At 67.1% G+C, this 23,146-nt stretch carries 26 protein-coding genes and 1 tRNA gene; 8 read left to right on the top strand and 19 right to left on the bottom strand.

Annotated features, from left to right (window positions below; genetic code table 11):
• Positions 1-308 precede the first annotated feature (308 nt).
• A complete protein-coding gene (locus AB0D67_RS19555) occupies positions 309-2,132 on the bottom strand; it encodes a DUF2637 domain-containing protein (RefSeq protein ID WP_362937112.1) in 1,824 nt (607 codons plus the stop codon).
• Between the two features lie 414 nt (positions 2,133-2,546).
• Between AB0D67_RS19555 and cysS the strand changes: the two genes are divergently transcribed.
• The 4 genes from cysS (at position 2,547) to AB0D67_RS19535 (ending at position 6,509) form a co-directional block, all read left to right on the top strand.
• A complete protein-coding gene (gene cysS, locus AB0D67_RS19550) occupies positions 2,547-3,947 on the top strand; it encodes a cysteine--tRNA ligase (RefSeq protein WP_362937109.1) in 1,401 nt (466 codons plus the stop codon).
• 23 nt (positions 3,948-3,970) lie between these two features.
• The gene (rlmB, locus tag AB0D67_RS19545; RefSeq protein WP_362937105.1) at positions 3,971-4,936 is read left to right on the top strand and encodes a 23S rRNA (guanosine(2251)-2'-O)-methyltransferase RlmB; all 966 of its coding nucleotides are present in this window, start codon (positions 3,971-3,973) and stop codon (positions 4,934-4,936) included.
• 428 nt (positions 4,937-5,364) lie between these two features.
• On the top strand, positions 5,365-6,252 hold the full coding sequence (locus AB0D67_RS19540; RefSeq protein ID WP_362937102.1) for a DMT family transporter: 888 nt from the start codon (positions 5,365-5,367) through the stop codon (positions 6,250-6,252).
• A 184-nt stretch (positions 6,253-6,436) separates the two neighbouring features.
• A tRNA-Thr gene (locus tag AB0D67_RS19535) sits at positions 6,437-6,509 on the top strand.
• 218 nt (positions 6,510-6,727) lie between these two features.
• Here the strand turns inward: AB0D67_RS19535 and AB0D67_RS19530 are convergent.
• The 8 genes from AB0D67_RS19530 to AB0D67_RS19495 all read right to left on the bottom strand — a co-directional run bounded on the left by AB0D67_RS19530 (position 6,728) and on the right by AB0D67_RS19495 (position 13,144).
• Positions 6,728-7,135: a hypothetical protein gene (locus tag AB0D67_RS19530; RefSeq protein WP_362937099.1), complete on the bottom strand. Its 408-nt coding sequence runs from the start codon at positions 7,133-7,135 to the stop codon at positions 6,728-6,730.
• Between the two features lie 168 nt (positions 7,136-7,303).
• Positions 7,304-8,545 (bottom strand): site-specific integrase, encoded by a 1,242-nt coding sequence (locus tag AB0D67_RS19525; RefSeq protein WP_362937096.1) that lies wholly within the window; start codon positions 8,543-8,545, stop codon positions 7,304-7,306.
• Entirely contained in the window at positions 8,545-8,730 is a 186-nt protein-coding gene (locus AB0D67_RS19520) for a helix-turn-helix domain-containing protein (protein ID WP_362937093.1), read from the bottom strand. The genes AB0D67_RS19525 and AB0D67_RS19520 overlap by 1 nt, the downstream gene beginning before the upstream one ends.
• Positions 8,727-10,121 (bottom strand): replication initiator, encoded by a 1,395-nt coding sequence (locus tag AB0D67_RS19515; protein WP_362937090.1) that lies wholly within the window; start codon positions 10,119-10,121, stop codon positions 8,727-8,729. Before AB0D67_RS19515 ends, AB0D67_RS19520 begins: the two co-directional genes overlap by 4 nt.
• A 265-nt stretch (positions 10,122-10,386) precedes the next feature.
• Positions 10,387-10,728, bottom strand: a complete 342-nt coding sequence (locus tag AB0D67_RS19510) for a hypothetical protein (protein ID WP_362937087.1) — start codon at positions 10,726-10,728, stop codon at positions 10,387-10,389.
• Between the two features lie 21 nt (positions 10,729-10,749).
• Positions 10,750-11,409: a DUF2637 domain-containing protein gene (locus tag AB0D67_RS19505; protein ID WP_362937084.1), complete on the bottom strand. Its 660-nt coding sequence runs from the start codon at positions 11,407-11,409 to the stop codon at positions 10,750-10,752.
• 36 nt (positions 11,410-11,445) lie between these two features.
• Positions 11,446-12,810 carry an FtsK/SpoIIIE domain-containing protein gene (locus AB0D67_RS19500; protein ID WP_362937081.1) on the bottom strand — a complete coding sequence of 455 codons (1,365 nt, stop codon included), beginning with the start codon at positions 12,808-12,810 and terminating at the stop codon, positions 11,446-11,448.
• Positions 12,800-13,144: a hypothetical protein gene (locus AB0D67_RS19495; RefSeq protein WP_362937078.1), complete on the bottom strand. Its 345-nt coding sequence runs from the start codon at positions 13,142-13,144 to the stop codon at positions 12,800-12,802. Before AB0D67_RS19495 ends, AB0D67_RS19500 begins: the two co-directional genes overlap by 11 nt.
• A gap of 135 nt (positions 13,145-13,279) precedes the next feature.
• Between AB0D67_RS19495 and AB0D67_RS19490 the strand changes: the two genes are divergently transcribed.
• Positions 13,280-13,621, top strand: a complete 342-nt coding sequence (locus tag AB0D67_RS19490; RefSeq protein ID WP_362937075.1) for a winged helix-turn-helix domain-containing protein — start codon at positions 13,280-13,282, stop codon at positions 13,619-13,621.
• 13 nt (positions 13,622-13,634) lie between these two features.
• Here the strand turns inward: AB0D67_RS19490 and AB0D67_RS19485 are convergent, their stop codons facing one another.
• On the bottom strand, positions 13,635-13,811 hold the full coding sequence (locus AB0D67_RS19485) for a hypothetical protein (RefSeq protein ID WP_362937072.1): 177 nt from the start codon (positions 13,809-13,811) through the stop codon (positions 13,635-13,637).
• On the bottom strand, positions 13,808-14,026 hold the full coding sequence (locus AB0D67_RS19480) for a hypothetical protein (protein ID WP_362937069.1): 219 nt from the start codon (positions 14,024-14,026) through the stop codon (positions 13,808-13,810). The genes AB0D67_RS19485 and AB0D67_RS19480 overlap by 4 nt, the downstream gene beginning before the upstream one ends.
• A gap of 150 nt (positions 14,027-14,176) precedes the next feature.
• Here AB0D67_RS19480 and AB0D67_RS19475 point away from each other — a divergent pair, with 150 nt between their 5' ends.
• Both AB0D67_RS19475 and AB0D67_RS19470 read left to right on the top strand, forming a co-directional pair.
• The gene (locus tag AB0D67_RS19475) at positions 14,177-14,917 is read left to right on the top strand and encodes a helix-turn-helix transcriptional regulator (protein WP_362937066.1); all 741 of its coding nucleotides are present in this window, start codon (positions 14,177-14,179) and stop codon (positions 14,915-14,917) included.
• Between the two features lie 2 nt (positions 14,918-14,919).
• A complete protein-coding gene (locus AB0D67_RS19470) occupies positions 14,920-15,396 on the top strand; it encodes an NUDIX domain-containing protein (protein WP_362937063.1) in 477 nt (158 codons plus the stop codon).
• Here AB0D67_RS19470 and AB0D67_RS19465 read toward each other — a convergent pair.
• The 3 genes from AB0D67_RS19465 to AB0D67_RS19455 all read right to left on the bottom strand — a co-directional run bounded on the left by AB0D67_RS19465 (position 15,337) and on the right by AB0D67_RS19455 (position 16,828).
• The gene (locus tag AB0D67_RS19465; RefSeq protein WP_362937060.1) at positions 15,337-15,930 is read right to left on the bottom strand and encodes an HD domain-containing protein; all 594 of its coding nucleotides are present in this window, start codon (positions 15,928-15,930) and stop codon (positions 15,337-15,339) included. The genes AB0D67_RS19470 and AB0D67_RS19465 overlap by 60 nt on opposite strands.
• Positions 15,931-15,997: 67 nt before the next feature.
• Positions 15,998-16,471: a winged helix-turn-helix domain-containing protein gene (locus AB0D67_RS19460; protein WP_362937057.1), complete on the bottom strand. Its 474-nt coding sequence runs from the start codon at positions 16,469-16,471 to the stop codon at positions 15,998-16,000.
• A gap of 12 nt (positions 16,472-16,483) precedes the next feature.
• A complete protein-coding gene (locus AB0D67_RS19455) occupies positions 16,484-16,828 on the bottom strand; it encodes a hypothetical protein (protein WP_362937054.1) in 345 nt (114 codons plus the stop codon).
• Between the two features lie 178 nt (positions 16,829-17,006).
• On the opposite strand from AB0D67_RS19455, the gene AB0D67_RS19450 reads away from it, so the two are divergent.
• Entirely contained in the window at positions 17,007-17,738 is a 732-nt protein-coding gene (locus AB0D67_RS19450) for an XRE family transcriptional regulator (protein ID WP_362937051.1), read from the top strand.
• Positions 17,739-18,301: 563 nt separating this feature from the next.
• Here the strand turns inward: AB0D67_RS19450 and AB0D67_RS19445 are convergent.
• The 5 genes from AB0D67_RS19445 to AB0D67_RS19425 all read right to left on the bottom strand — a co-directional run bounded on the left by AB0D67_RS19445 (position 18,302) and on the right by AB0D67_RS19425 (position 23,015).
• The gene (locus AB0D67_RS19445) at positions 18,302-18,802 is read right to left on the bottom strand and encodes a hypothetical protein (RefSeq protein ID WP_362937048.1); all 501 of its coding nucleotides are present in this window, start codon (positions 18,800-18,802) and stop codon (positions 18,302-18,304) included.
• 650 nt (positions 18,803-19,452) lie between these two features.
• Positions 19,453-20,379: a hypothetical protein gene (locus AB0D67_RS19440; protein WP_362937045.1), complete on the bottom strand. Its 927-nt coding sequence runs from the start codon at positions 20,377-20,379 to the stop codon at positions 19,453-19,455.
• A gap of 223 nt (positions 20,380-20,602) precedes the next feature.
• Positions 20,603-21,130, bottom strand: a complete 528-nt coding sequence (locus tag AB0D67_RS19435; RefSeq protein WP_362937042.1) for a DUF4145 domain-containing protein — start codon at positions 21,128-21,130, stop codon at positions 20,603-20,605.
• Between the two features lie 464 nt (positions 21,131-21,594).
• Positions 21,595-22,257, bottom strand: coding sequence for a hypothetical protein (locus AB0D67_RS19430; protein ID WP_362937039.1), 663 nt, complete (start codon positions 22,255-22,257; stop codon positions 21,595-21,597).
• A gap of 218 nt (positions 22,258-22,475) precedes the next feature.
• Entirely contained in the window at positions 22,476-23,015 is a 540-nt protein-coding gene (locus AB0D67_RS19425) for a GIY-YIG nuclease family protein (RefSeq protein WP_362937036.1), read from the bottom strand.
• Positions 23,016-23,146: the final 131 nt, after the last annotated feature.

Genomic DNA, 23,146 nt, shown 5'->3' with positions numbered 1-23,146 from the left:
AAACAGCATGATCGATATGCTCTCGGACGGTTCAGGGGGCAAGTCAAGAGACGGGACGGCCACCGCCCTCTTCTCATGCGGTGACATCCGGGCCCTACGGCCGCCCCGTTCTCTCCACCCCGTGCTCCGGCCCCCACCGCATGCCCCGGCGTCCCCGGCTCCCGCCACGCGCCGGTACGGGCGCCCACCCGCGTCGGTACGCCCACACGCGGCGGCTCCGGATCCCATCGAGTGGTACGGCTCCCGCGGTGCGGCCCCTATGGTGCGGCTTCCATCGTCCGGCGGCGCGGGGACGGCCGGTCAGGACCTCACTCGTCCGGCGGGGTGGGAGTGCTCCGCATGCGCCCCGAGGGCGGCGAGGCCGCGGCCGTGCCGCCGTCCGCGGGCTCCTCACCGGGGTCGGCGGTCTCGGCGCCGTGTGCCGGATCGGGATCCGGAACGGGACCCGGCGTGCCGGACCTCCCCGCCGGGTCCCGCCCCTCGTCCCCGCTCCCGTCTCCGTTACCGTCCCCGTTCTTGTCCTCGTCCGCGTCGGAGATCGCGAGCATCGGCTGGGTGTCGGCCCCCCGCTCGGCGGGCTCCTGCTCTTCGGCCACGGCCTCCGGTACGGCGGGGCGGAGCGGATGGACCAGCACGTCCCCCTTCGAGGGCCGGAGCAGATCCCCCCAGCGCACCGGCCTGCCGGGTGCGGGGGTTGCGGCCGGCTCGGGGGCCGGGGGAGCCTCGGAGGACTCCCCGGCGGCGGGTGGTTCGGCGGGGGAGGGCTCCCGACCGGCGGGCGGCTCGGGACGTGCGGAGGCTTCCGGGGCAGGGAGCCGTCCGGGGGCGGCGGAAGGCTCCCGGCCGGTAGACCGTCCGAGGGACGTGGAGGATCCCCCGGCGGCGGGCGGCCCGGCGGCCGGCGGGGCCGCGGAACCGGAGCCGGTGCGGCCCTCGGAACCGGAGGGCTCGGAGCCGGTGGGCGCTTCGGGGGCCGTGGGCGGCGCCGGGGCGGGGTCCGGGTCCGCGTCCCCGTCCGGGGCGGGGTCCGGGTCCGGGTCGTCGATGGGCGGCAGCTCGTCCACCTCGGGGGTCACCGGAGCCGGGGTGGGGCCGACCAGCGGAACCGCGGGCGGAAGGTCGTGGTGCGGCGCCGATCCCAGCGGCGGGGCGGCCTGCGGATCCAGCGGGGTCTCCACCGGAGCGTGGTGGACCGGTTCCCCCGGAGGTGTGTGCGGGGCCCGCTCCACGGGGCGGGCGGGCCGCGGACGATCGCCGTCGGCCGCGCCGTCCTTCGTGTCGGTTGTGCCGGTCGCGTTGCCGGTCGGGGCGGCGTATGGGACGGCGCCCGGTGAAGACGTCCTCGCGACGGCGGAGGGAGCATCCGCGCCGGAGTCCGGGGCGGAGTCCGGGGCGGAGTCCGGGGAGGGCGTGCCCGCGACGGGGGAGGAGCCGCGCGAGGCGGAACCGGAATCGGTGTCCGCGGAAGGCCTGCCTGCGATCGCGGAGGACCCGCCCGCGCCGGAGTTCGAGGCGGCGTCCGGGAACGGCACGATGTCACCGCGGTCCCGCCGCCCGGCCACGTTCCCGGCGGCCCCGGCGCCTCCCGCGTCCCCGCCGTGGCCGTCCCGGCCCGCCGTACCCGGGCCGGAGGCAGCGGCCCGCCGGCCGGCGCCGTGCTTGATCAGCAGGAACCAGAGCCACAGTGCCAGCAGCACCATCACCCACGGCGAGACGGCCACCCCGACGGCCGCCTGCCGTACGTCCAGCGAGGCCCGCACGGCCGTGGTCACCTCGGCGGCGGCCGCGGCGACGAGCAGCAGCGCCAGAACCAGGCCCGCCTGCAGGCGGGCCGGCCAGCGGCCTTTCCGCAGCAGCAGCACGGTGGTCATCGCGATGACGAGCAGCGCGTCGAAGGCCGCGGGATAGAGGTAGGCCAGCCCGGGATCCGCCTCGCCGGTCACGGCGAGGGCGCGCAGATCCTTGAAGGAGAGCACGCACGCGGCGGCGGTGAGGGCGGCCACGCAGAGGCCGGCGAGGGCGATTCCGACGCGTCGTAACGCGGCCGCCGCCCTGCTCGGCCGGGCGGGTGCGGGCAGGGGCGCAGACGGGCGGGAGACAGGGTCCGCCGCCGCGGGGGGTTTCACGTCCATGGCCCTTCGAGCCTACAGAATCGGGCACGGAATGATCGGTCCGGCGAACCGTGTGATCGACCGGCGCGGACGTCCGGTACGGCGGGCCCGCCGTACCCCGGTCGGCCCGGCGGCGACCATGCCGACCGGCAGGCAGAGTGGCACGGCCGGCAGGCAGGCAGGGAGACCAGGAGGCAGGCAGGCCGGCCGGGAGACAGGCAGGCGCCGGGAGACAGGCAGGCAGGGAGGCCGGGACCGGCAGGGAAGCAGGGGAGGCTGGGTGCGGTCGTGTCATCGGCGGGGCGCTCATCACGAAGCACGCGTAAATGGGCATTGATGCCATTGGCCGTCAATGGTCGCAAAAGACTCGCCTGAGCGACGTCAACGTCGCGTAACCCGGCCTGTGAGGTGAGGTGAGGCGTTAGCCTTTCCTTCGTGAGCACCCTGCACCTATACGACACCAGCGTACGTACGGTCCGCGAATTCGTTCCGGTCGAACCCGGCCGGGCGTCGATCTACCTGTGTGGCGCCACCGTGCAGGCTCCTCCCCACATCGGGCACATCCGCTCCGGAGTCAACTTCGACGTGCTCCGCCGCTGGATGACCCGGTCGGGCTACGACGTCACCTTCTGCCGGAACGTCACCGACATCGACGACAAGATCATCCGAGTCGCGGCGGCCGAGGGCGTGCCGTGGTTCGTCGTCGCCGAGCGCAACCAGCGCGCCTTCACCTGGGCCTACCAGATCCTCGGCTGCCTGCCGCCGACCGTCGAGCCGCGGGCCACCGGCCACGTGCCCGAGATGGTCGAGCTCATGGAGCGGCTGATCGAGCGCGGCCACGCCTACGCCTCCGGCGGCGACGTCTACTTCGACGTGGTCTCCTACGCCGACCGGTACGGCTCGCTGTCCAACCAGAAACTCGAGAACCTCCGCGCTGCGGCGGACACCGACACCGACACCGCCAAGCGCGACCCCCGCGACTTCGCGCTGTGGAAGGGCGAGAAGCCCGGCGAGCCGAGCTGGCCGGCCCCGTGGGGCCGCGGCCGCCCCGGCTGGCACCTGGAGTGCTCGGCCATGGCCACCAAGTACCTCGGGCCGACCTTCGACATCCACGGTGGCGGCGTCGACCTGGTCTTCCCGCACCACGAGAACGAGCTGACGCAGTCGCAGGCGGCCGGGGACGGCTTCGCCCGCTACTGGATGCACAACGGCATGCTCAAGATCGGCGCGGAGAAGATGAGCAAGTCGCTCGGCAACTCCCTGCTGGTGCCCGAGGTGACCAAGAAGATCCGCCCGGTCGAGCTGCGCTACTACCTCGCCGCCCCGCACTACCGCTCCGCGATCGAGTACTCCGAGGAGGCGCTGTTCGAGGCCGCCGCGGCCTACCAGCGCATCGAGGGCTTCGTCACCCGTGCCGCCGAGGTCATCCACGACGTCGACGCGCACGCGCCGCTGCCCGAGTCGTTCGTGGACGCCCTCAACGACGACCTGAACACCTCCCAGGCGCTCGCGGTCGTCCACGAGGTGGTCCGCGAGGGCAACGTGGCGCTGGCCCAGGGCAACAAGGAGCAGGTCGCCAGGCTTCTCGCCGAGACGCAGAACATGCTCGACGTCTTCGGTCTCGACCCGCGCTCCGAGCAGTGGCGCTCCTCCGGAGGCGACACCGGGCTGCGCGCCGTCGTCGACGCGCTGGTCGGTGTGGCCCTGGAACAGCGCCAGGCGGCCCGTGCCCGCAAGGACTTCTCGGCGGCCGACGGCATTCGCGACCAGCTCTCCCAGGCCGGTATCACCGTGGAGGACACCCCCCAGGGCCCCCGCTGGGAACTGTCCCGGTAAAAGCAGGCCGTACCCTATACAGCATGGCTGGTGGGGGTAGAGGGTCCGGGCGGCCCGCGAAGAAGAAGAGTCCGACCAAGGGCACGGGCGGCAACGTCCGCCGTGGCCTCGAGGGCAAGGGGGCGACCCCGCCGGCGCACATGCGGCACTGGTTCAAGGACAAGGCGCGCACGGAGCGGATCGAGCGCGAGGATCGGACCGGCAGGTCCTCCTCGCGCACCCCGGCCCGTGCCAAGCGCGGCGACGACGCCCCCGAGTACATCGGCGGGCGCAACCCCGTCGTGGAGGCGCTGCGGGCCGGAGTGCCCGCCAGCACCCTCTACGTCGCCACGCGCATCGACAACGACGACCGGGTCAAGGAGTCGATGCGGATCGCCGCCGACCGCGGCATCGCGATGCTCGAGGTCGGCAGGGAGAAGCTCGACCGCCTCACCGAGGGCGGGATCCACCAGGGCCTGGCCCTGCAGATCCCGCCCTACGACTACGCACACCCCGACGACCTGGTCGCCATCGCCCAGAACGCCGCCGAGGTGCCGCTGATCGTGGCGCTCGACGGCGTCACCGACCCGCGCAACCTCGGCGCCATCGCCCGCTCGGCCACCGCGTTCGGCGCCCACGGCCTTCTCGTCCCCTCCCGCCGCTCGGCCGGGGTGACGGGCGGAGCCTGGAAGACCTCCGCGGGCACGCTGGCCACCCTGAAGGTCGCCCGGGCGGCCAACCTGACCGCCGCGCTGCGCGAGTACCGCGAGGCCGGGCTCTTCGTCGTCGGCCTGGACGGTGAGGGCACCGTCGAGCTCGCCGACGCCAACCTCCTCGACGGCCCGCTGGTCGTGGTCGTCGGCTCGGAGGGCAAGGGCCTGTCCCGCCTGGTCCGCGAGGCGTGCGACCTGGTGGTCCGCATCCCGATGAACGCCGCGGCCGAGTCCCTCAACGCGGGCGTCGCCGCAGGCATCGCCCTCTACGAGGTCTCCCGCCACCGCAAGCGCTGACGCGCCGGCCCTCCGCCTCCGCGCCTTCGTGCCTCCGGGTACGGAGGCGGGCATCCGGATCCGGCGTGCGACCGTGTCCGGGCGCCGGACGCGCGGCCATGCCGTACGGCCGACCGGGTGCGGCGCGGCCGGCCGTACGCGGGGTGGTGCCGCACGGCCGACCGGCCGGGTACGGCACGGCGCGGCCGGTCGGCGGCTCCCTGAAGGAGTCTTCCCCGGTCAGGTAGGGATTCGGCGTCCCGGGTAGGTAGGGGGCGGGAAACCCGTCCGACGGCGGCAGCCCGCGGAAGCCGTACGGCCCGCCGGGCGGGAGATCTCCCAGAGAGGTGGGAGCGCCGCCTCCGGCGGACCCGCGGGGTCCGGGAGAGGAGACGCTCTCTCGCGGCGCCCGCCCGGCCGGCGGCGGGCCGAGCCCCGGAGGACAGAAGTTGATCTTCTTGATCGCTCTCGTCTCGGCGTGCCTGCTCGGCCTCGGGTTCGTCGCCCAGCAGCACGCCGCGTACCGTGAGCCGCTGGGGGAGATCCTCCATCCGCGTCTGCTGATGCACCTCATCCGCTCCCGCCTCTGGCTGACCGGGATCGGCCTGATGTTCGCCGGCCAGGTCGTCACCGCGGTGGCGCTGTACCAGGCCGACCTGACCAAGGTGGGACCGCTCCTGGCGACGAGCCTCCTGTTCGCCCTGGCCGCCGCCCACGTGGTCTACCAGGAGCACCTGAGCCGGATGGAATGGCTGGGCGCGGCGCTGGTCAGCGGAGGGGTGGCGCTCTTCCTGGTCTTCGGGCAGCCGCAGGGAGGCAGCTCACCCGGCCCGGACTCCGCGCGCTGGCTCGCGCTGCTCCTCGTGGTCGCGGTCGCCGCCGTCCTCGTCGCCGTCGGGCTCCGCCGCCCCCTACAGGTGGAGGCGTCCCTGCTGGCGGGCGCCGCCGGAATGCTGTACGGCGTGCAGGACGTGCTGACCCGCGGTTCTCTGCTCAGGCTGCGGGAGGGCGCGGACGTGTTCGCCGCGAGCTGGCAGCCGTACGTCCTGGTCGGCGTCGCCCTGGTCGGCCTGCTGCTCGGCCAGAGCGCCTTCGACGCCGCGCCGCTCCGGATCTCGCTGCCCGCCGCCACCGCCACCGAGCCGATCGTCGGGATCGTGCTGGGCATCGTGATCTTCTCCGAGCAGGTGCGGGTCACGTCCGGGGCGCTGGCGGGAGAGGTCATCGGCCTGATCGCGATGGTGACCGGGATCTTCATCCTCGGCCGCTCACCGTTCCTGGCCAAATCGGAGCAGGCCGCGCCCCCGCGCTCGGAGCCGCACCCGGGAACCCGGTGATGTGCTCATCTCCCTCGTCGCTTCGGTGTTCCTCCGGAGCGGCGATCTCCAGGTTCCCAGGTCGCGGGCCGATGACGTCCGGGTGGCCGGCCCGGCGACGTCCGCGCCGTCAGGTCGACGGCGTCCGGACCGTCAGGTTGGTGACGTCCAGGCCGGGAGCCGACTAAACTCAGGAGGCGACCATGCCGACGTAGCTCAATCGGCAGAGCATCTGTCTTGTAAACAGAAGGTCAGGGGTTCGATTCCCCTCGTCGGCTCGCAGCTCAGAGGCCCCCTCCGCAGGTTGGAAGGGGCCTCTTTGATCTTCATACAGCAGCCCAATACAGCAACGCCGTCAGACACCTCGACTGGCCCGGATGGTGAAGTGCTGCATCGGCCGGACCTTGGACGGTTGAGAGATGGAGCGCCTCGACAGGACGCGGAAGGACGGAAGTCGTCTCGTTAGGTATCTGCGATGAGCGCATAGCTGTCAGCCTCACTTCACGCCCAACTCCTTGCGCACCAACCTCAGGTAGTCGTCGAAGGCAGACTTGAGTGGCTCTTGATCACCTTTCCCGTCTGAGCTGAAGAAGTCATAGAGCTTTTTCACAGCCTTGTCCGCTGCCTCATGGGATGGCTTGGACGCGAAGACTTGCACAGAAAGAAGTCGGTCAGTCAGGGCATCGAAGCCTTCCGCGTCCAGGTCGGCCGGTGAGGGGCCTTCGTCGTAAGGGGTGTGGCGTGTTGCCGCAGTCCAGTAGCCGTCGAAGACCTTGATGAACTCCATGTGAGCTTCCCTCCTGTGATCGTAGAAGCGCCCCTGTGCTTCGCGGCGCCCCTGCATGAACTGGGTGAGTGCTACTCCGGTCAAGGCGCTCGCAGCGCCCATGACGACTTCCCACACGGACTTCTCCTTGCTTGTGACGATCGAGCCATCATGATCGGACAAAAACCAGCTCTTCGCATGGAAAATGTTTGACAATAAGAAAACGTCCCATCTCAAGGGATGGGACGTTCCTTCAGGCTCGGTATGTGATGCCCCGTAGTCGCGGTGTAGGCCTAGGACATCTCGCTATACGCCTTGCGGAGGATTGAGGCTCTGCGCCAACCGGTCAAGCGCCTTCCGAGTTTCAAGGCTTGAGATCTGCGTGTAGACGTTCATGGTCACGGAGATCTGGGAGTGTCTGAGAATGCGCATCGCTACTCGGGGGTGGACATCCAGGGCCGCCAGGAGCGAGGCGCAGGTATGCCGGGTGTCGTGGACGCGGATCTGGGGGACGCCAGCCTTACGGCAGTGAGCCTCGAAGGCGCGGTTGAGGTTGCGTGGTTCGATGGGCGTGCCGTTCTTCGTGGTGAAAACGAGATCGGAGCTCTGCCACCTGTCGCTGGCGGCTTCCTTTGCTCGGTGCTGAGCGGCTCGCCGATAGTTAAGCGCGGTCACGCAGAGCCCGAGCAGTGGAAGGGACGCCGTCGAGTCGTCCGTCTTGGTCCTGTCACGGTGTAGGAGCTGCCCGCTCACCCGCGTGAGCTGGTGGGAGACGTGGAGTTCCTCGCTGTCCAGGTCGACGCAGTCCCATGTCAGCCCGAGCACCTCGCCGCGACGCAGACCGAGACTGAGGATGAGCACGTAAGCCGCATAAAGCGGATCATCGACGGCCCGCAGATGTTCGAGAAAGCGCCGAGCCTCGTCGACGCTCCAGACGGGATACTGCCGCTTCTTCTTCGTCTTGCTTGCGCTGGGCAGCGTGGTCAGGGCCGCAACGTTCTTGGAGAGAACCTCCTCTTTGATCGCCTGGTTGAGCGCGGCCCGGAGGGTACGGCGGATAGCCGCGATCGTGCTCCGGGACGGATAGCTCTTGCAGCACTCTCCCTTGGAGCAGCACCGCCGTTTGGCCTCCGGCCGGCGGTGGTCCTTCTTCTGGTCACAGCAGGTGCAGAGGGTCGGCAGGGTGTTGAGCCAGGTCTGCACATCTCGTACGGTGAGCCGGTCGAGCCGCTTCTTACCGAGTCCGGGAATGATGTAGAGCCGGACCAGCGGTTCATAGGCGACGTAAGTCGTCGGCTCCCGATTGGGCTCTACCACCTCCGCGAGCCACTGTGTCAGATAGGCGGCGAGCGTGGGGTGCTTGGTCGGTACCGGTCCCTTGGTCGTCAGCTCGTGGAGCTTGAGCCACTTCTCGTGGGTCTCCTCGCGGGTCTTGCCGTACACCCATTTGCGGGTCCTCTTGCCTTCGGGCGTGGTGACCCAGACATAGCCGGCCCAGCCGTCCTTGTAGGGGAAGACCGAGCCCTCACCGTTCGCACGCTTGCCCATCAGGCGGCCTCCTCGCAGAGTCGGGTCACGTAGTCGTTGAGCGCGGATTCGGGGATGCGGCGGCAGCGTTCGCCGACGAGGACGGAGCCGAGTTCGCCGGAGCGGATGAGCTGATACACCGTCCACCGGCTGACCTTGAGCTTGGCCATCACCTCGGGAACGGTGAGCATCTCGTCACTCCTCATCGGCCCTCACCCCCATCCCTCGTCACCGAGGTGGGTAAGGCGGTGCCGGTCAGGGCGGCGGCGAGGAGGGCGTCTCCGAGGGAGTGGCCTTTTCCGGCGTACTCCCATTCGGCGATGACAAGGACGGTGTCCTCGTCGAAGAGGGGGAGCCGGCCGGTGGTGATCTCTTCGTTGCGGGCGTAGGTGGTGCGGTCGGCGCGGATGTCGCCGAGGGTGGTGGAGTAGCCGCGGGAGCGGGTGGAGAAGTGGCCGCGGAAGCCGAGCATGTGCGCCCACTGGACGAGGCGGAGGTCGGTCAGCTCGTCGAGGGCGCCCAGGCGGAAGCATTCGGCGATGAGCCGCCGGGCGTGCTCCCGGAGCGGGAGGGCCGATAGGTCGTCGAGGGGGTTGATGCGCCGGTCGAGGGTGCCGACGCATTCGGCGGCCTTGGTGGCGTACTTGGCGATGTATCCGGCCACCGCCTGGTCGGTGAGGTCGCCGTCCAGAGTGATCGGGTGGACATCGAGTTGAGTGCCCCAGCGCAGGACGCAGGCGGGTTCATCGGCCGTGGCCGGGGTGGTGACGGACACCGCGGAGGCGGCGTGCCGTACGGCATCGGCCAACACGTCGGCGCTCGCCCAGGCCGGAGGCGGGGAGGCGGGTCCGTCGGGGCCGTCGAGGCGGATGACGGCGTGGAAATGGACGACGCCGCGCCGCTGGTACTCGGCGACCTTGGCGAAGGCAATCGTGGCCTGCGCGCGGAGCTCGCGCAGGGTCAGGCCGGCGGCTTTGGCGACGCGGCGGCGCAGGGCGTCGGTGAAGTAGCGCCACAGCTGCGGGGCCAGGGCGTTGAACAGCACCGAGCCCGCGTAGTCGTAGCAGTCGGCGCACAGGGGTTCACCGAGGCGGGTCTCTTCGGTGCCGTGCCGGGCGGTGCAGGACATGGCCCGCCCATGCGGGCATGTCGGAGCGTTGCGCCGGGCGTGGCAGGGCAGGACCTTGCCGTCCTTCTCTCTCCGGGTGTGGACGGCGCCGAAGGAGGGGGCGGTGAGGGTGACGAACAGGCACGGATGCGCGGTCACCGAAGCCGGGACGCCCTTGCCGCCGACGAGGCCGGCGCGGATGAGCTGGTAGGTGTCGGCCCGGTAGGTCTCGGCGCAGGCCGGGCAGCGGGAGGCCCGGCGGGTCTTGCACGGGACGCGAAGGACGCCGCCGGGTTCGGTGCGGGTGGTGTAGCGGTGCAGCAGTTCGCCGGTGGCCCGGTCGATGTGGTCGACCCGGCCGCGCAGGTGGATCGGCTGGCGGCAGCCGTTCGTGGCGCGGATCTGGGCGGCCCAGCGGGAGTAGTCCGGGTCATGCAGGCGGGTGATCATGCCGCGGATCGCGTGCGGGTTGAGCGTGGATACGGGCAAGATGGAGACCTCCTTTCACTCGTTGGGGTGCGAAGGGGATGGCCCCCGACCTGGCGGGCGTCTTGGCGGATGTGCGGCCAGGCCGGGGGCGCCGACGACGCTCAACAAAAACCGAGGCCGTCGCAGGAGGAGCAGGTCTCACCGTCACCGGTGACGCCACCTCCACCGCAGGAGCAGCAGCGCCATCGTTGAGGGGTCGGCGCGACGAACGGCATCTGATCGCCGGGGTCGTCGGGGACGGGCACGGCGGGTGTCTCCTTTTGGTTCAAGGGGCCGGAGGGTCGAGGTTGATGCAGTCCTCGTAGGAGGTCTGCGCCTGGTAGCGGGTGCGAGCGGCGGCGAGGATGCCGATTGCCTGGTAGGTGACCGGGCCGAAGCTGACGGCGGTCGTGTAGTGGCCGTGCTCTGCGTCGCCGGGGCTGGTTTCGGTGCCGAGCAGGGCGGCGATGCGGTTGATCTCGGCGCGGATCTCCTCGTCGCTTCCCTTGGCGTAGTGGGTGACGGTGACGTGGGAGGGGACGGGGACGTCCCGGTGGGTCAGCGTGAACACGGCGAGGCTGACGAGTCCACGGGCCAGGTCGGCGCGGTGATCGTTGGTGGTTGCCATGGGTGGTTCTCCTTTCTGCTGTCAGGCGGTTTCGGGAACGGCGTGCAGGGTGCGGAGCAGGTCGGTGGCGAGTTGGTCGGATACGCCCAGCCGGGCGCGTAGCGTCTCGGCGGTGATGGGTGTGCCGTGCTTGGCGTGGTGCTCGTCGGCGACGCGCCGGGCGAAGGTGACCAGGGCCGGGGGCAGCCCGGCCGCGGACCCGGAACCCTCTGCGTCGGCCGGAACGAGCTCCGGCATCGGCGGTGCGGGAATGGACGCGGCCGAGGCGGTGACGGTCGCCGGGGCCGGTGCAGGCCGGGAGGCGGCGGCGCGGCGTTCCAGCATCGAGACCGCAATGAGGAACGCCCCAGCGGGCGTGGCGGCGACCAGCCAGCCCCACACCGATGCTTCGGCCTGGTGCAGGTTGGCCGCCAGGGACAGTGCGACCCCACCGGCCAATACCAGCGCCGGCCAGGAGACCGGCCCCGACCGCTGACGGCCCGTTGCGGCGTCGCGCTGTCGCTCGCGGGCGGCCATGACGCAGGTCAGGTCGACGCAGACGGCCACAGCCCAGGCCATCCAGCCGTCTTGGCCGTGTTCGGTGGCGGTGTCGTGGATGTGGGTGAACGATCCGGCACCCGCGATGGCGGCCAGGACGACGACCGGGCCGGAGTCGAGCAACCGGCGGGCAAGGCGTCGCATCGTGTCCCCCCTTTCTGATCAGGTCGATTCGCCGGTTCAGGCGTCGAGCAGCTCGGTCAGGTCCAGGTCACTGGTGTCGGTGTCGTGGACGTGAGAAGTGATGTCGGCCCAGGCCGGGGTGAGGTCGGCGTACATCCGGGCGGCGTGCTCGGCCGCCTGCTCGGTGACGAGGAAGGAGCGGGCGCGGTACCACTGGCCGTCCTGGCCGGCGACGATGGCGACGCCGGGTGTCTCGGCGGGGATCGCGCGGGCGGAGACGAGGGCAGCCGGGTCGAGGTCACCGAGGGTCATGGTGGCGGTTTCGGGATCGTTGACCCGGTGGCAGATCCGGCCCGAGCACTGCGCCCGTAGCGCGGTGACGCCGGGCCCGAGGTCGGAGCCGATGCGCTGGCCGCAGCAGAACAGGTAGATCCCGAAGGCCCGCCCGAGCTGGGCGACGCGCAGCAGGGCCGTGGAGGTGCGGGCGATCTCGTCTTTCTCGCTCTTGTCGGCCATCAAGTACAGCTCTGCCAGCTCATCGATCAGGACCACGACTGGCGTCGGCCGCACACCGGGCGGGAGCTGCCAGATGTTGCGGGCGCCGGCCGTACGGCACAGGCCCATCCGGTCAGTCATCAGCGCCACCAGGTCATCGAGCAGCGCGGCGCATTCGGCGCGGGTGGTGGCCAGCGCTGAGAGCCGGGGTGCGTAGGGAGTGAACTCCACGCCGCCCTTGAGGTCGAAGCCGACCAGGGCGACAGGTTGCGGAGCCAGTCCGACGATGAGCGCGTTGGCGAGGTTCGACTTTCCCGACTGGGTTGCCCCGGCGTTCAGCCAGTGCGGCACGGTGCGGAAGTCGATCTCCCAGGGTTTGCCGGTTTCCAGCCGCCCGACCACCACCTTCAGCAGCGCATCGGACGGCGGGAGCCGGTCGATGCGTACGAGCGGGTCGTGCATGGTCGCGGACAGCACGACCCGGCCCGGCCGGGGTGAGGAGACTCGGACGGCGTGGACCCGCCAGGAGTGCGCGAGCCGTTCGGCGGCTTGGCTGTAGTCGTCGGGGATCTGCCCTTCTAATAGGTGGAGGGTGACGCGCCAGCCGTGCCGGGTCGGCCGGGGCAGCCACATCCAGGGCTTGGTGTCGACGGCGATGCGCTGGAAGCGGCGGCGGACCTTGACCAGGCCGGTGGAGGCGACCGCGCCGGGGGTGAGGGTGAACCACCAGCGCTGGCGTTTCTTGGTCAGGCCGCAGCCGAGGGCGACCTTGCGCCAGGTGGTCCGGACCGTGAGTGCCATGAGCGGGTAGCCGGCCACCAGCCAGAAGGAGCGGTAGTGCCAGCGCCGCCAGGCCCACAGTCCGGCCACCACGGCGGTCAGGATCACAGCGGCGTCGAGGAGCGTCAGTGGCAGGTCATCGCGCAAGAGCGTTCACCTCCGCCGGGAGGATCGAGGCGGCGCGGTAGCTGATGCCCCAGCGGACCTCGCCGTTGCGGGTCTGCTCCCACACGAAGCCGACCAGGTCCACGGGGTGGACGGGCATGCCGAGGGTGACGGGCGGTTCGCCCGAGACGTTGACGCGGAGCAGTTCGATCCGGCCGCCTTCGTCGATGGCCGACAGGGCGACCTCGTAGACGGGGTTGCCGCTCTTGTCGGTCTTGATCTCGCCGGTGTCCTTGTTGACCAGGCGGGGGCGGGGTGCGGCGACGCAGACGAACTGCAGCTTGGTGGTGTCGACGGGGATCGGAATGTTGCGCATAGTGAGTGACCTCCTATCTGTCGTAGTTAACATAGTTAACCTAGTTGGCTTGGTTGTCAACGTTCTCATGGTTGGCTTGGTCGCGCGTCTGTGCTGAACTAGGGACAAGCGGACGGCGAGAAGAGAGACTGCGGGATGGTCAAGAACACCGGGCGGCCCGGCTATCTACAGATCGCCGACGATCTACGCGAGCAGATCCGCACCGGCGCACTCGCCCCCGGCGCCCCACTGCCGTCCACCACCCGCCTCGCCGAGCGCTACGAGGCGTCGTTGAGCGTGGTGAAACTCGCCGTCGGCGTCCTGCGCAACGAGGGCCTGGTCATCGGCCAGCAGGGCAAGGGCGTCTTCGTCCGGGAGGGCGCCGCGCCGGCCCCGCTGGAGGCTTCGTCGGACGAGCTGACCGAGATCCGCGCCACTCTGCAAGATCTGTCGGAGCGGCTCGCCCGGGTCGAGTCGGCGCTGACCGACCGCCAGTAGACCGCTTCTGGAGTCATCCGCGGACGTGGCAGCCGGTCACCCGCCGTGCCAGGCCCGCCGTACGGCTCGGCGGGACCTTGCCCAGGCTCATGCACCGGTCCTCCTGGCGCATCCCGATCAGGACGAGCGCGTAGCCGACAGCCGTGGCGGCTGCGAGTACCAGGGCGACGATGAGGGGAAGCGCGCTCACGTCCAGATCACCCCCGCCTCCACGGTGCCGCGCGGGTAGCCGGCCGGACGCCGGACCTCACCACGCCGCCTGCTCGCCTTGCGACGACGCTGAGCCGTACGGCGCAGCCAGCGCGCCGAGGCGTGGCACTTGCGGCAGAGTGTCTGCCCTTCCTCCACGGCCGCGCCGCAGGCGCAGACCGGTCCCTCGTCCAGCGAGGCCATCAGGTCGATCATGATCGTTGCTCCCTTCGCCGAGTCGGTGTCGTGCGGTGTGACACGAGAATCCGGCCAAAGGACAGGACGGGATCACTACAGGACGGGACATGTTCAAGACGTCCGGCATACGATTGCCCCGTCCCTGGACGTCCCCTGGTGGCAGGTGAAATGCCGAACGAGCGACTGCGCGCGGCCCTGTTAGAGCGCGGGGCGACGGTGGCCGACCTCGCCGAGTCGATTGCGGTCGATCCGAAAACCGTGGAGCGGTGGATCACCAAAGACCGCACCCCGTACCGCAAACACCGTTACGCGGTGGCATCGTTCCTGCGTATGGACGAGGCGTATCTGTGGCCGGCCGCGCTGACGCCCGAGCAGGCCGCGGCCGTGTCCGAAAGTGAGATCGTCACCGTCTACCCGCACCGCTGGGCCGTCCCCCGGGACGCCTGGGGACGTCTGTTCACCGCGGCCAAGCAGGAGATCGGCGTGCTGGTCTACAGCGGCCTGTTCCTGGCCGAGGACACCGGCATCGTGCGCCTGTTCGCCGACAAAGCGAGCGCCGGCACCCGGGTCCGCATCCTGCTCGGCGATCCCGAGTGCGCCGAGGTCGCCCAGCGCGGCGCCGACGAAGGCATCGACGACGGCATGGCCGCCAAGATCCGCAATGTGATGGTGCTCTACCGGCCGCTGCGGCAGGTCGAAGGCGTGGAGATCCGGCTGCACCGCACGGTGCTGTACAACTCGATCTACCGCGGAGACGACCAGCTGCTCGTCAACACCCACGTTTACGGCCAGCCCGCCGCCAACGCCCCCGTCTTCCATCTACGCAAGGTCACCGGTGGAGACATGGTCTCCACCTACACCGGCAGCTTCGATGCCATCTGGGCCGACGCCACCCCGCTAGAGTCCTGACCATGGCCCGCCGCATCGACTTCTACGACGACCCAGACGCGCCCAAGCCCAACAGCCTGGTGCCGTCGGTCAACGTCGTGGTCATCAACGACGCCGGTGAGATCCTCATGATCCGCCGATCCGACAATGGCAACTGGGCCGTGCCCGGCGGCGCGATCGACCTGGGCGAGTCCCTGCCTGAGGCCGCGATCCGCGAGACGCTGGAGGAAACTGGCATCCGCTGCGAGATCACCGGCTTGGTCGGCACCTACACCGACCCTAAGCATGTCATCCTCTACACCTCCAACGGCGAGGCCCGCCAGGAGTTCTCCATCGTGCTGCACGGCCGGCCGATCGCCGGCGAGCCGACGCCGAGCGATGAGTCCCGAGAGGTGCGCTGGGTGCCCCGTGAAGAGGTCGGCGCGCTGTCGATGGACCGGTCAATGCGCCTGCGGATCGGCCACTTCCTCGACGGCCGGGCGGCGCCGTACATCGGATAGAGCCTCCTGAACCGCGCGCACGGCCGAGGTGATGCACGGGGTCGCGTTGCTGATCGACCGGCTGACAAGATGCTCGGGGCCGTAGCGGGAGTGGATCTCCGTCAGCCGGTCGGAGACATCCAAGGGGAGGCCGTCCGGGCTAGTGGTCATGTCGGCATAGGTCAACGCCGTCACCAGCTCGGGGCGTTCAAGGCCGAACTCGGCGTTGAGGGCGTCGAGGAGCCCGCGTTCGGTCGCCTCGTAGACCGCGCAGGAGTGATGCGCGACCAGGCGACAAAGCCGGGCGTCGGCCTGGTGGACATCGCGCAGGTACCGGGCGCCGTCGAGTGGATGAAAGCCGGTGTCGACGAGATCGGGTGCGTAGCCGATGTCGTGCAGCCAAGCCGCGGCGGTCAGCAGGTCGGCTTCCTCGCCGAGGATCGGTGCCAGGGACTCGGCACGCGCGGCCACTCCTTGGGTGTGCTCCCAGCGGCGCGGCAGCGGTTTGCGCAGGAGGTTTTCGGCCAGGTCGCGTGCCCATTCAGCATGTCCCATACGGCTCACGATAGACGCCGGTCCCGGGGAGGCTTCCAGGATCAGCGCCAGGACGTCCTCAGACGTCTCAATCCTGGGCAAGCCGGACGAACCGGCCCTTGCCGTGCGCGGTGGTGATCAGTCCTTCGTGTTCCAGTTCGGCCAGGGCGTGGCGGACGGTGTTGCGCGAGGCCCGGTGCCGGCGGCACAGCGCGTGCTCGCTGGGTAGCGAGGCCCCGGCGGGTAGCGCTCCGGTGCGGATCTGCTCACGCAGGCCGCGGGCGATCGCCTGGTAGCGGTAGGCCGCCTGCCGGTCCGGGTCGTCGCATCTGACGACGCGGCCCTTGCCGGGCAGGGTGACGATGAGGCCCTCGTCTTCCAGGACCGCCAGGCCGCGCCGGGCCGTGGAGCGGGCGATGCGGAACCGGTCGGCGAGGGCTGTTTCTGAGGGCAGGGTGCTGCCCGGCGGGTAGGTTCCCGCGGTGATCTGCGCGCGGAGCCGATCGGCGAGCTGGTGGTAGACCCGCCCGCCGGTCAGCCACCTGCTCTCAACAGCGGACATCGAAGGCCGGGTTCAGGAGCGGTAGGCCTGGCGGATCTGGCTGAGGTCCAGGCCGAGCTCTTCCTGCTCGCCGTCGCGCCAGCCGGCCCGCGCGGCCTCGGCGATCCGGTCGGCGGCGGGGAACAGCTTCAGGCACGAGACGCGCTCGTCGTGCTCGGCGCCCCAGTAGTACCACTGGAACGCCAGGTGGGCGTAGACGCGGCGGGCGCGGAAGGCGCTGTCGGTGACGTCCAGGCACGGCCGGTTCTTGCTGTCGGTGATCAGGACCGCGATGATCTCCCGGTTGATCAGCTCGTTGCGGAGCGCGGTGAGCAGCTCTACCTGGTAGGCGTGCTGGCTTTCTTTCACGGTGCCCATGACTGTTGTAGCTCCCATCGGATGGTGGAGGGCGGACCCCGGGATCAGGCGGGGTCGCATGCCGATGAGCTTCGTCGCCGGACAGGGACTCGGGCACCGCAAGTTAGGGACGTCTAGGGACGTCTTATGTTAGCGTCGCAGGCACCGGCCCTCCTGCTGCGGAAGGTGCGTCCCTGCTATGAACGAAAACCTCCGGCACGCCCTCATCCGGGCGCGACTGCAACCCGTCGACATCGCCGCCCGCCTGGCGGTCGACCCCAAGACCGTCGCCCGCTGGATCAGCGGCCGCATCCCCCACCCCCGCCACCGCCTCGCAGTCGCCGACCTCCTCGGAACCGAGGAAAGCGACTTATGGCCCGACGCCACCCGCGGCCGACGCGTCCCCGACGAGATCAAAGCGATCTATCCGCACCGCTGGGCCGTACCCGCCGACGTCTGGCGCACCTTCTTCGAGACCGCGGCCGAAGAGATCGGCATCCTCGTCTACAGCGGCCTGTTCCTCGCCGAAGACGCCGGCCTCCTACGCATCCTCGCCCAGCGAGCACGGGCAGGGGTACGGGTCCGCATCCTCCTGGGCGACCCCGACAGTCCGGAGGTTGCCGCCCGGGGCGTCGAGGAGGGCATCGGGGGCGAGGTCATGGCCGCCCGCGTCCGCAACACTCTGACCCTCTATCGACCCCTCCGAGACGTTGAGGGCATCGAGATCCGCCTGCACCGCACGGTGCTGTACAACTCCATCTACCGCGCCGACGGCAGCCTGCTGGTCAACCTCCACGCCTACGGCACCCGAGCCTCCGAAGCACCCGTCATCTACCTGACCGGCACTGAGAACGGCAACGCTGCGACGACCTACCTCAGCAGCTTCGAACGAGTCTGGACCAGCGCCGAAACGGCAGCTCAGACGGCCTGACAGCCCTTCGCTCCAAGATCGAACGTAACTTATCTGTTCGCTTTTAAAGCGGCCCGCCTACGGCGGCCCGCGTCGCGCACCGGTCGGCCAGCCGGCCGGGCTGCGGCTCTTCGGCCGGTCCCGGCCGGCGCCGCCCGCGCGCTCCCTTATCACCGCGAGCAGACGTCTCAGACGAGCGAAGACCATCACAGCCAGCAGCAGGGCCAGGACGACACGGACTCGTTTGCCGAGGAGCAGACGAAGAACCGCAAGGGGCTCTGCCCCCTGCACCCCCGGCCCTCCTCAGAGATGAACTGGTGCGGGTGGCCGGGCGGTCATCTCCTCGCCGGCCACCCTGAGGGATGCCAGACCTGCCACCTGGGGTCAAGCCGTCGAGTGCGGGCAGGCCAACCAGCAGGCATGGAAGGTCACCGGGACGCATGTACACGCGAACGACGACTTGACCCCAGGCGTCCGGCCCAGCATGGCTACACCTGCCCGACGAGGAGATGACCGCCAGCCAAAGGGGTAGCGAGACGGTCCAGGTCACACAATGACCAGGTTGAGATACGGCCGCCACATGATCATGTTCGATCGGCACTAGCCCCCCAGATGGAAATGAAGACATCGACAGCTTGCCTAAATTCGTTGTCATTCCATCCATAATGGTTATACATTCTTGACCCCATCGCTACGAAAGAAAGTGGCGCAGGTAGTAGCAGTTTTGCCGCTTTTTCATCAGTAAGTACAGGATGCCCAGAGTGGCCCCCTTCTGTATGCTCTTCTAGAACCTCCTCATCAAATGCCCATGCGAGGCCATGATATTCGCTATGGGCAATAGCGCTAAGGAATTGGTAGGCTCTATTGTTTGGAAGCATTGCGTCGGCCAGTACATCTCGCGCCCTCTGGGTCTTACTTGGCCTTGGGGGAGTTAGAAATCGATTACCACCCACCATGTTGATCGTGAATTGCTTGTGTAGCGCGCAATCGATGATCTGATCTACTATTGCATCTTTCTCGGCTTTGATCGATTGGTCCTCCGTGAACTTTCGTACCTCATATAAGGCGGCCAGCCGATCGTTCATGTATCGCCTAACTCGTTCCCGTGCATCTATATCGAGATCAAGTCGAAACCATGCAAGACTCGCACTCTCCAAGCATGCTCTCGCTACAGTAAAAAGAGCATGTATGGCGTGAGGGGACTTGAGGAGTGTTGCAAGCCCGGCAAGGTGATCGACTGCTGACCCAATAAACATTGTGGCTGTCATGTTCGCTGCACGGGTTGGACGTACCCCCCAACTATCGGAAAAGTTTTCGCTTTCTATTTCCACCCAAGCCGGAGATCCATCTGTGCAATACGCATGGTTGATCTCTAGGCTATTATGAATGGATCCGGCGAGATTGAATAGGGCATGAGCGAGAGCTTGCCATCCATCTTCGGTGCTATTCGGCATAGATTCGTTGCCGCCCACTGTTTGGTACTATCCTTTCTTGGGGCGAGATTCGCGCCACTTCTGGCATTAATCATCGCGACTCGAGCATGCGTCCACTCGGCTCGTTTATAGTTTGGCGGGCGGTCCACCAGTACTTTCGCGGCGGCACCCGCAAAATGCTAGCCAGCTCAGCAGCAAAACCCGTGTGAGAGCAGCCCTCCGCGGAGGGGTAAGCGAGCGAAAAGCATTGCGGCAGTAAACGCGCAATGTAGGCAATTGATCTAGAGACTCACCCCCTGCCGTTAGAAGGGGATGTAACTATCGTCTAGGGAATACACGGCCTCTATAATACCGTAGTCATCGCTCGAATCTGTCCAGCGAACTAACTGTACTTCGTGAGAATGGTCGGCTGTCCAGAGCATCTTAATGATGTTGAGTATCCGCGCTGGAGCTTTTCGGTGATGAATGAAGATGATCCCGAGAAGCCTGGTATCTTTCTTTGCGAGGTAACGCTGCTGGCTCGAAAAGGTTTCGTGTAGACGATGTATCAGATCGACATTGCTATCAAGGTCATATTCTATTGCAATCCAGATTTCTCCAGAGTCGCTCTGATAGACATAATCATGCGGACCGAACCAAGAGTTCCCCTCTTTAAGTAGAGTCTCGGACTCTTTGAGTTGACGACTTAGTACGCGCCCAATTCGCGCCTTGTACTCCTGTGCGGCCTTGATTCTCTGTCCAGCCTCTGCCGACTTGTCAATAATTCTTGGCGTCCCAGAGGATGTCCACTCTACCCCGAATTTTGGTGGCGCCGATTCACCATATTTTGCATATTCCCAACCCAGTCTTATTCCCTCTGCTAGAACGTTTTCTATAGCCTTGCGCCGGTTTGCCTCGGCATGTCTGTCGTCGTGAGACGGCGGTGTTGGGCGTTGAGGATCAGGCCATCTATCAACGTCTCCACCTCGTGATTCTTTCGCTTCCTCGATGGGTTGTGGCGATTCGTTCGGTGGCTCAGTGTCAGGTGTACTCGTGACCTCTAGAGCTGTATCGGCTTGGCGTAGGGCCTCCTCAGCCTGCTCAAATTCGACCTCCACACCAGCAGCGCCAGCTTTTCGCAGGCGACCTACGAGCCTGGCCAGCGGATGCCGGAAGACTAGAGCTAAGGCCACGATCAGCATCGGCCATATGAGCGTCTGGAGGTAGCTGAGGGCAAGGTTCCAGTTCATGATGAGATTATGCCGATCCCTTGGCCGGTATCGTACTGAAAGGCGCAAAAGCAGTGGAGGTAACCTCCGACTACGCTCTGCTGTCGGTGCTCGGGATCGGTGCCCTGAGGTCTGACGCCACTGACGCACAGGACAGGGCCAGCCATAGCTGATTGCGGTATGTGAGGGGCTCTGTGTGTCGGTGCGTGACTACGGCTCCTCACCGCACCCTCAGGGTCCCGCTTCAGAAGGGCGGACGACTGGTCCATCCGGCTTCCGGCAGCGCGCCGAAAGCGTCAGCGGTGTAGTCGGGATGCCTCTCTCCCACAGACGGGCCAAGCGTGCGTTTCATTCGGATGTACTCGATCTCTGCAGGCTCGTGATAGACCCGCTCCAAGATCTTGTCCATGAGGCGATTGATCGCTTCAGAGTCCTCCCGGCTGACGGGGTCCATGTCAAGGGGGCCGTGAGCGGCCTCGTTGCCAGCGAACCGGATTTCGTGAGCAGCTTCAGCGATCAGCTGGGATATGTGACCACTTCTATGAAGCTGATCAATCTTCTGCATTAGGCTACCGCTGGTAATGCCCTTGTCCTTGGCAACGGCTTCAACAGTGCTCCGTGCCATCAAAGCGGCCGCTCGTGTTGCGCCGGCTTCAAGGCAAGCATGGGCTTCCCGGGCGAGGTCGGCAATGCCTTCTGGGACATCCGGATACAAGAGATGCCCTGTCGAAGCGACTGGCCAACGCGCAATAGTTCTGCTGTCCTTGGTCACCTGAACGAGTGGCATACCGCAACGCGCGCAAGAATGTATGATCACGTTTTGGAAGTCAAACTCGTCTTGATGGACCTCATAGACATACTGTTGGGTGAAGTGCGCAGCAACCCGGCAGTGAGGGCATATCGCAGTGGCCATAGTTGCTGATCGTAGATCCTGTCTGCCCTAGAGTCCACCAACTTACCTCGTGTGATCTCATAGCAGATGATGGGGATCGTACGAGAAGTGGGGATGCCAAGCAGCGACAGTAGCGCTGACGGCGATGTCTTCGCACATGGGCTTATGTCGGCCATCGTCCACCACCCTCTGACCATGGCCTCCACCTCCCCGCGAGAACGGTCGCTCCGCCTGAAAAGTGGAAGGTCGGCGCTTTGGCGCCGCTCCTGGCCATCTGCTGTGAACGGCAAAACACCCCGGCATAGTTGACGGTTGGACCTTTTTAATCTTTGGTGACGAAGCCATCACTCGTCACCATGCATCCGCGAGTAATCTGCCCGGATCTCGTCGCGGGTATTGATGTCCTCTCTTAGCTTGCTGTCACAAGCATCAAGGAAGTGAGCAACACGCTCCATGGCCTCGTGGAATCGCCTCATGTGCACGCGCGGTAGAAATTCCAGGGTGTGTGATCCGTCATTTCTCACGGGATAGCGTGAGTGCTCAGAGGTGGGATCAAGTCCGTGAAGCTGTAGGAGAATTTTCTCCGTATTGTTGACCGCCTCAAGATCCTCTTCTGGGAGTTCTTGGCGGAGAAGAAGCTTCTTTGCGGTGCCCCACAGTAGATTGATCTTGTGCGTTCTGACCAGCTCGGCCGGCTCTTCGTGCCAGCGCCTCAAGAGGGTGATTGCTACTTTTAGTTGGAGTTCGACATAGTGGCGCCAGCAGAGCAGGAACGGATAGACCAGAGTGTCCTGATGGTGTCCCGTCTCAGTCACATGACCGACGAGGACCGCCGCCGCCTTCCGGTATCCGAGTATGTATCCGAGCCAACGATCGCGCGGCCAGTCCATGCATGCGACTAGCCACCACTCATCGGCATCGTCCATGGCTGCAAGATCATCGTTCGGGATCGGCCATGGGATGGTGCTGAAAGGGGCGTAATTGACGCTCTCGGCGAAGGGGTCCATGCAGGCCAGTGTGAGGCACAAGCGACCAGCGCCTCGACCGGTTTGATAAGTCGAGTCGCTGATCATTTTGTCGGCTATTCCGGAGCATCGCCGAGCTTCTGGAGAACACTGTTCTTGTCGTAGTGCGAGACGTGGGCGCAGTCCGCAAGTGACCAGAACCGGTGCTGGAGGCCACCCAGATCTACGAGGGTAGGGCAGATCGCAGCTAGGAAAGTTGTTCAGCAGGTGACAGGAAGTTCACGGGCATGAGTTCTCGCGGAGGCTCGCAGAGCGCTGAGGTGCTGGTGGAAGGCGTGGTTTCTATTCTGGTCGAGATTGAGTGGAAGATCCAGTCGGACGATCAATTCGGATTCGGCGAGCCAGGGTTCGGGGTGTGGCAGCCAGCAGACCCGAGCGTTATCGGCCATCCAGGCCGTCAGTTCCTGCTCGCCGGCCTGTCCGAAAGTCAGACGCTTGCCGCTGCCCACCCGACGGAGTTCAAGGCCGAGTAGGCAGCCCAAGGTGAGGCGCAGGGTGGAGCCCTCGGCGTTACCGCGGAAGTGGTAACGGACCCGGGTACGCAGGTTTTGTCTGCTGGCTCGGGTCGCCATTCGACGGGGGGCGATCCCGACATACAGCAGTTGCCCGGAGGGCAACTGGGGATCGGGGGACCGCTCGAAGTGCCAGCCGTAGACGCCGGGGACGGCCGGGACGGGGCTTGGCCGGGTCAGCACCTCCGCCGCCGACCACAACTTGTCAGGCTTCAGGAGATCACTCATGTTCATCGCTTCTCCCAACGGACCCACGCAGATGAGGAGACGCTAAGGCATGGTGCCGACCACACCGACACAATGCTCGCCCCAAGGTTGCGCGCGCTGCCATACAGCAGTGCCGTACAGCAACACCGTCT

The sequence above is a fragment of the Streptosporangium sp. NPDC048047 genome (assembly GCF_040653115.1).
GTDB lineage: Bacteria > Actinomycetota > Actinomycetes > Streptosporangiales > Streptosporangiaceae > Streptosporangium.
Note: the sequence above shows the minus strand (reverse complement) of the source record. Positions and strands in the feature narration are given on the sequence as shown.

What these genes read in the sequence shown, in the direction of transcription:
- AB0D67_RS19480 (WP_362937069.1), bottom strand. Translation starts at nt 14,026, where the DNA reads ATGATCGACCTGATGGCCTCGCTGGACGAGGGACCGGTCTGCGCCTGC.
- AB0D67_RS19425 (WP_362937036.1), bottom strand. Translation starts at nt 23,015, where the DNA reads ATGAGTGATCTCCTGAAGCCTGACAAGTTGTGGTCGGCGGCGGAGGTG.
- AB0D67_RS19555 (WP_362937112.1), bottom strand. Translation starts at nt 2,132, where the DNA reads ATGGACGTGAAACCCCCCGCGGCGGCGGACCCTGTCTCCCGCCCGTCT.
- AB0D67_RS19470 (WP_362937063.1), top strand. Translation starts at nt 14,920, where the DNA reads ATGGCCCGCCGCATCGACTTCTACGACGACCCAGACGCGCCCAAGCCC.
- AB0D67_RS19490 (WP_362937075.1), top strand. Translation starts at nt 13,280, where the DNA reads ATGGTCAAGAACACCGGGCGGCCCGGCTATCTACAGATCGCCGACGAT.
- AB0D67_RS19495 (WP_362937078.1), bottom strand. Translation starts at nt 13,144, where the DNA reads ATGCGCAACATTCCGATCCCCGTCGACACCACCAAGCTGCAGTTCGTC.
- AB0D67_RS19525 (WP_362937096.1), bottom strand. Translation starts at nt 8,545, where the DNA reads ATGGGCAAGCGTGCGAACGGTGAGGGCTCGGTCTTCCCCTACAAGGAC.
- rlmB (WP_362937105.1), top strand. Translation starts at nt 3,971, where the DNA reads ATGGCTGGTGGGGGTAGAGGGTCCGGGCGGCCCGCGAAGAAGAAGAGT.
- AB0D67_RS19460 (WP_362937057.1), bottom strand. Translation starts at nt 16,471, where the DNA reads ATGTCCGCTGTTGAGAGCAGGTGGCTGACCGGCGGGCGGGTCTACCAC.
- AB0D67_RS19450 (WP_362937051.1), top strand. Translation starts at nt 17,007, where the DNA reads ATGAACGAAAACCTCCGGCACGCCCTCATCCGGGCGCGACTGCAACCC.
- AB0D67_RS19455 (WP_362937054.1), bottom strand. Translation starts at nt 16,828, where the DNA reads ATGGGCACCGTGAAAGAAAGCCAGCACGCCTACCAGGTAGAGCTGCTC.
- AB0D67_RS19475 (WP_362937066.1), top strand. Translation starts at nt 14,177, where the DNA reads ATGCCGAACGAGCGACTGCGCGCGGCCCTGTTAGAGCGCGGGGCGACG.
- AB0D67_RS19510 (WP_362937087.1), bottom strand. Translation starts at nt 10,728, where the DNA reads ATGGCAACCACCAACGATCACCGCGCCGACCTGGCCCGTGGACTCGTC.
- AB0D67_RS19430 (WP_362937039.1), bottom strand. Translation starts at nt 22,257, where the DNA reads ATGGACCCCTTCGCCGAGAGCGTCAATTACGCCCCTTTCAGCACCATC.
- AB0D67_RS19505 (WP_362937084.1), bottom strand. Translation starts at nt 11,409, where the DNA reads ATGCGACGCCTTGCCCGCCGGTTGCTCGACTCCGGCCCGGTCGTCGTC.
- AB0D67_RS19440 (WP_362937045.1), bottom strand. Translation starts at nt 20,379, where the DNA reads ATGAACTGGAACCTTGCCCTCAGCTACCTCCAGACGCTCATATGGCCG.
- AB0D67_RS19465 (WP_362937060.1), bottom strand. Translation starts at nt 15,930, where the DNA reads ATGGGACATGCTGAATGGGCACGCGACCTGGCCGAAAACCTCCTGCGC.
- AB0D67_RS19520 (WP_362937093.1), bottom strand. Translation starts at nt 8,730, where the DNA reads ATGAGGAGTGACGAGATGCTCACCGTTCCCGAGGTGATGGCCAAGCTC.
- AB0D67_RS19445 (WP_362937048.1), bottom strand. Translation starts at nt 18,802, where the DNA reads ATGAACGATCGGCTGGCCGCCTTATATGAGGTACGAAAGTTCACGGAG.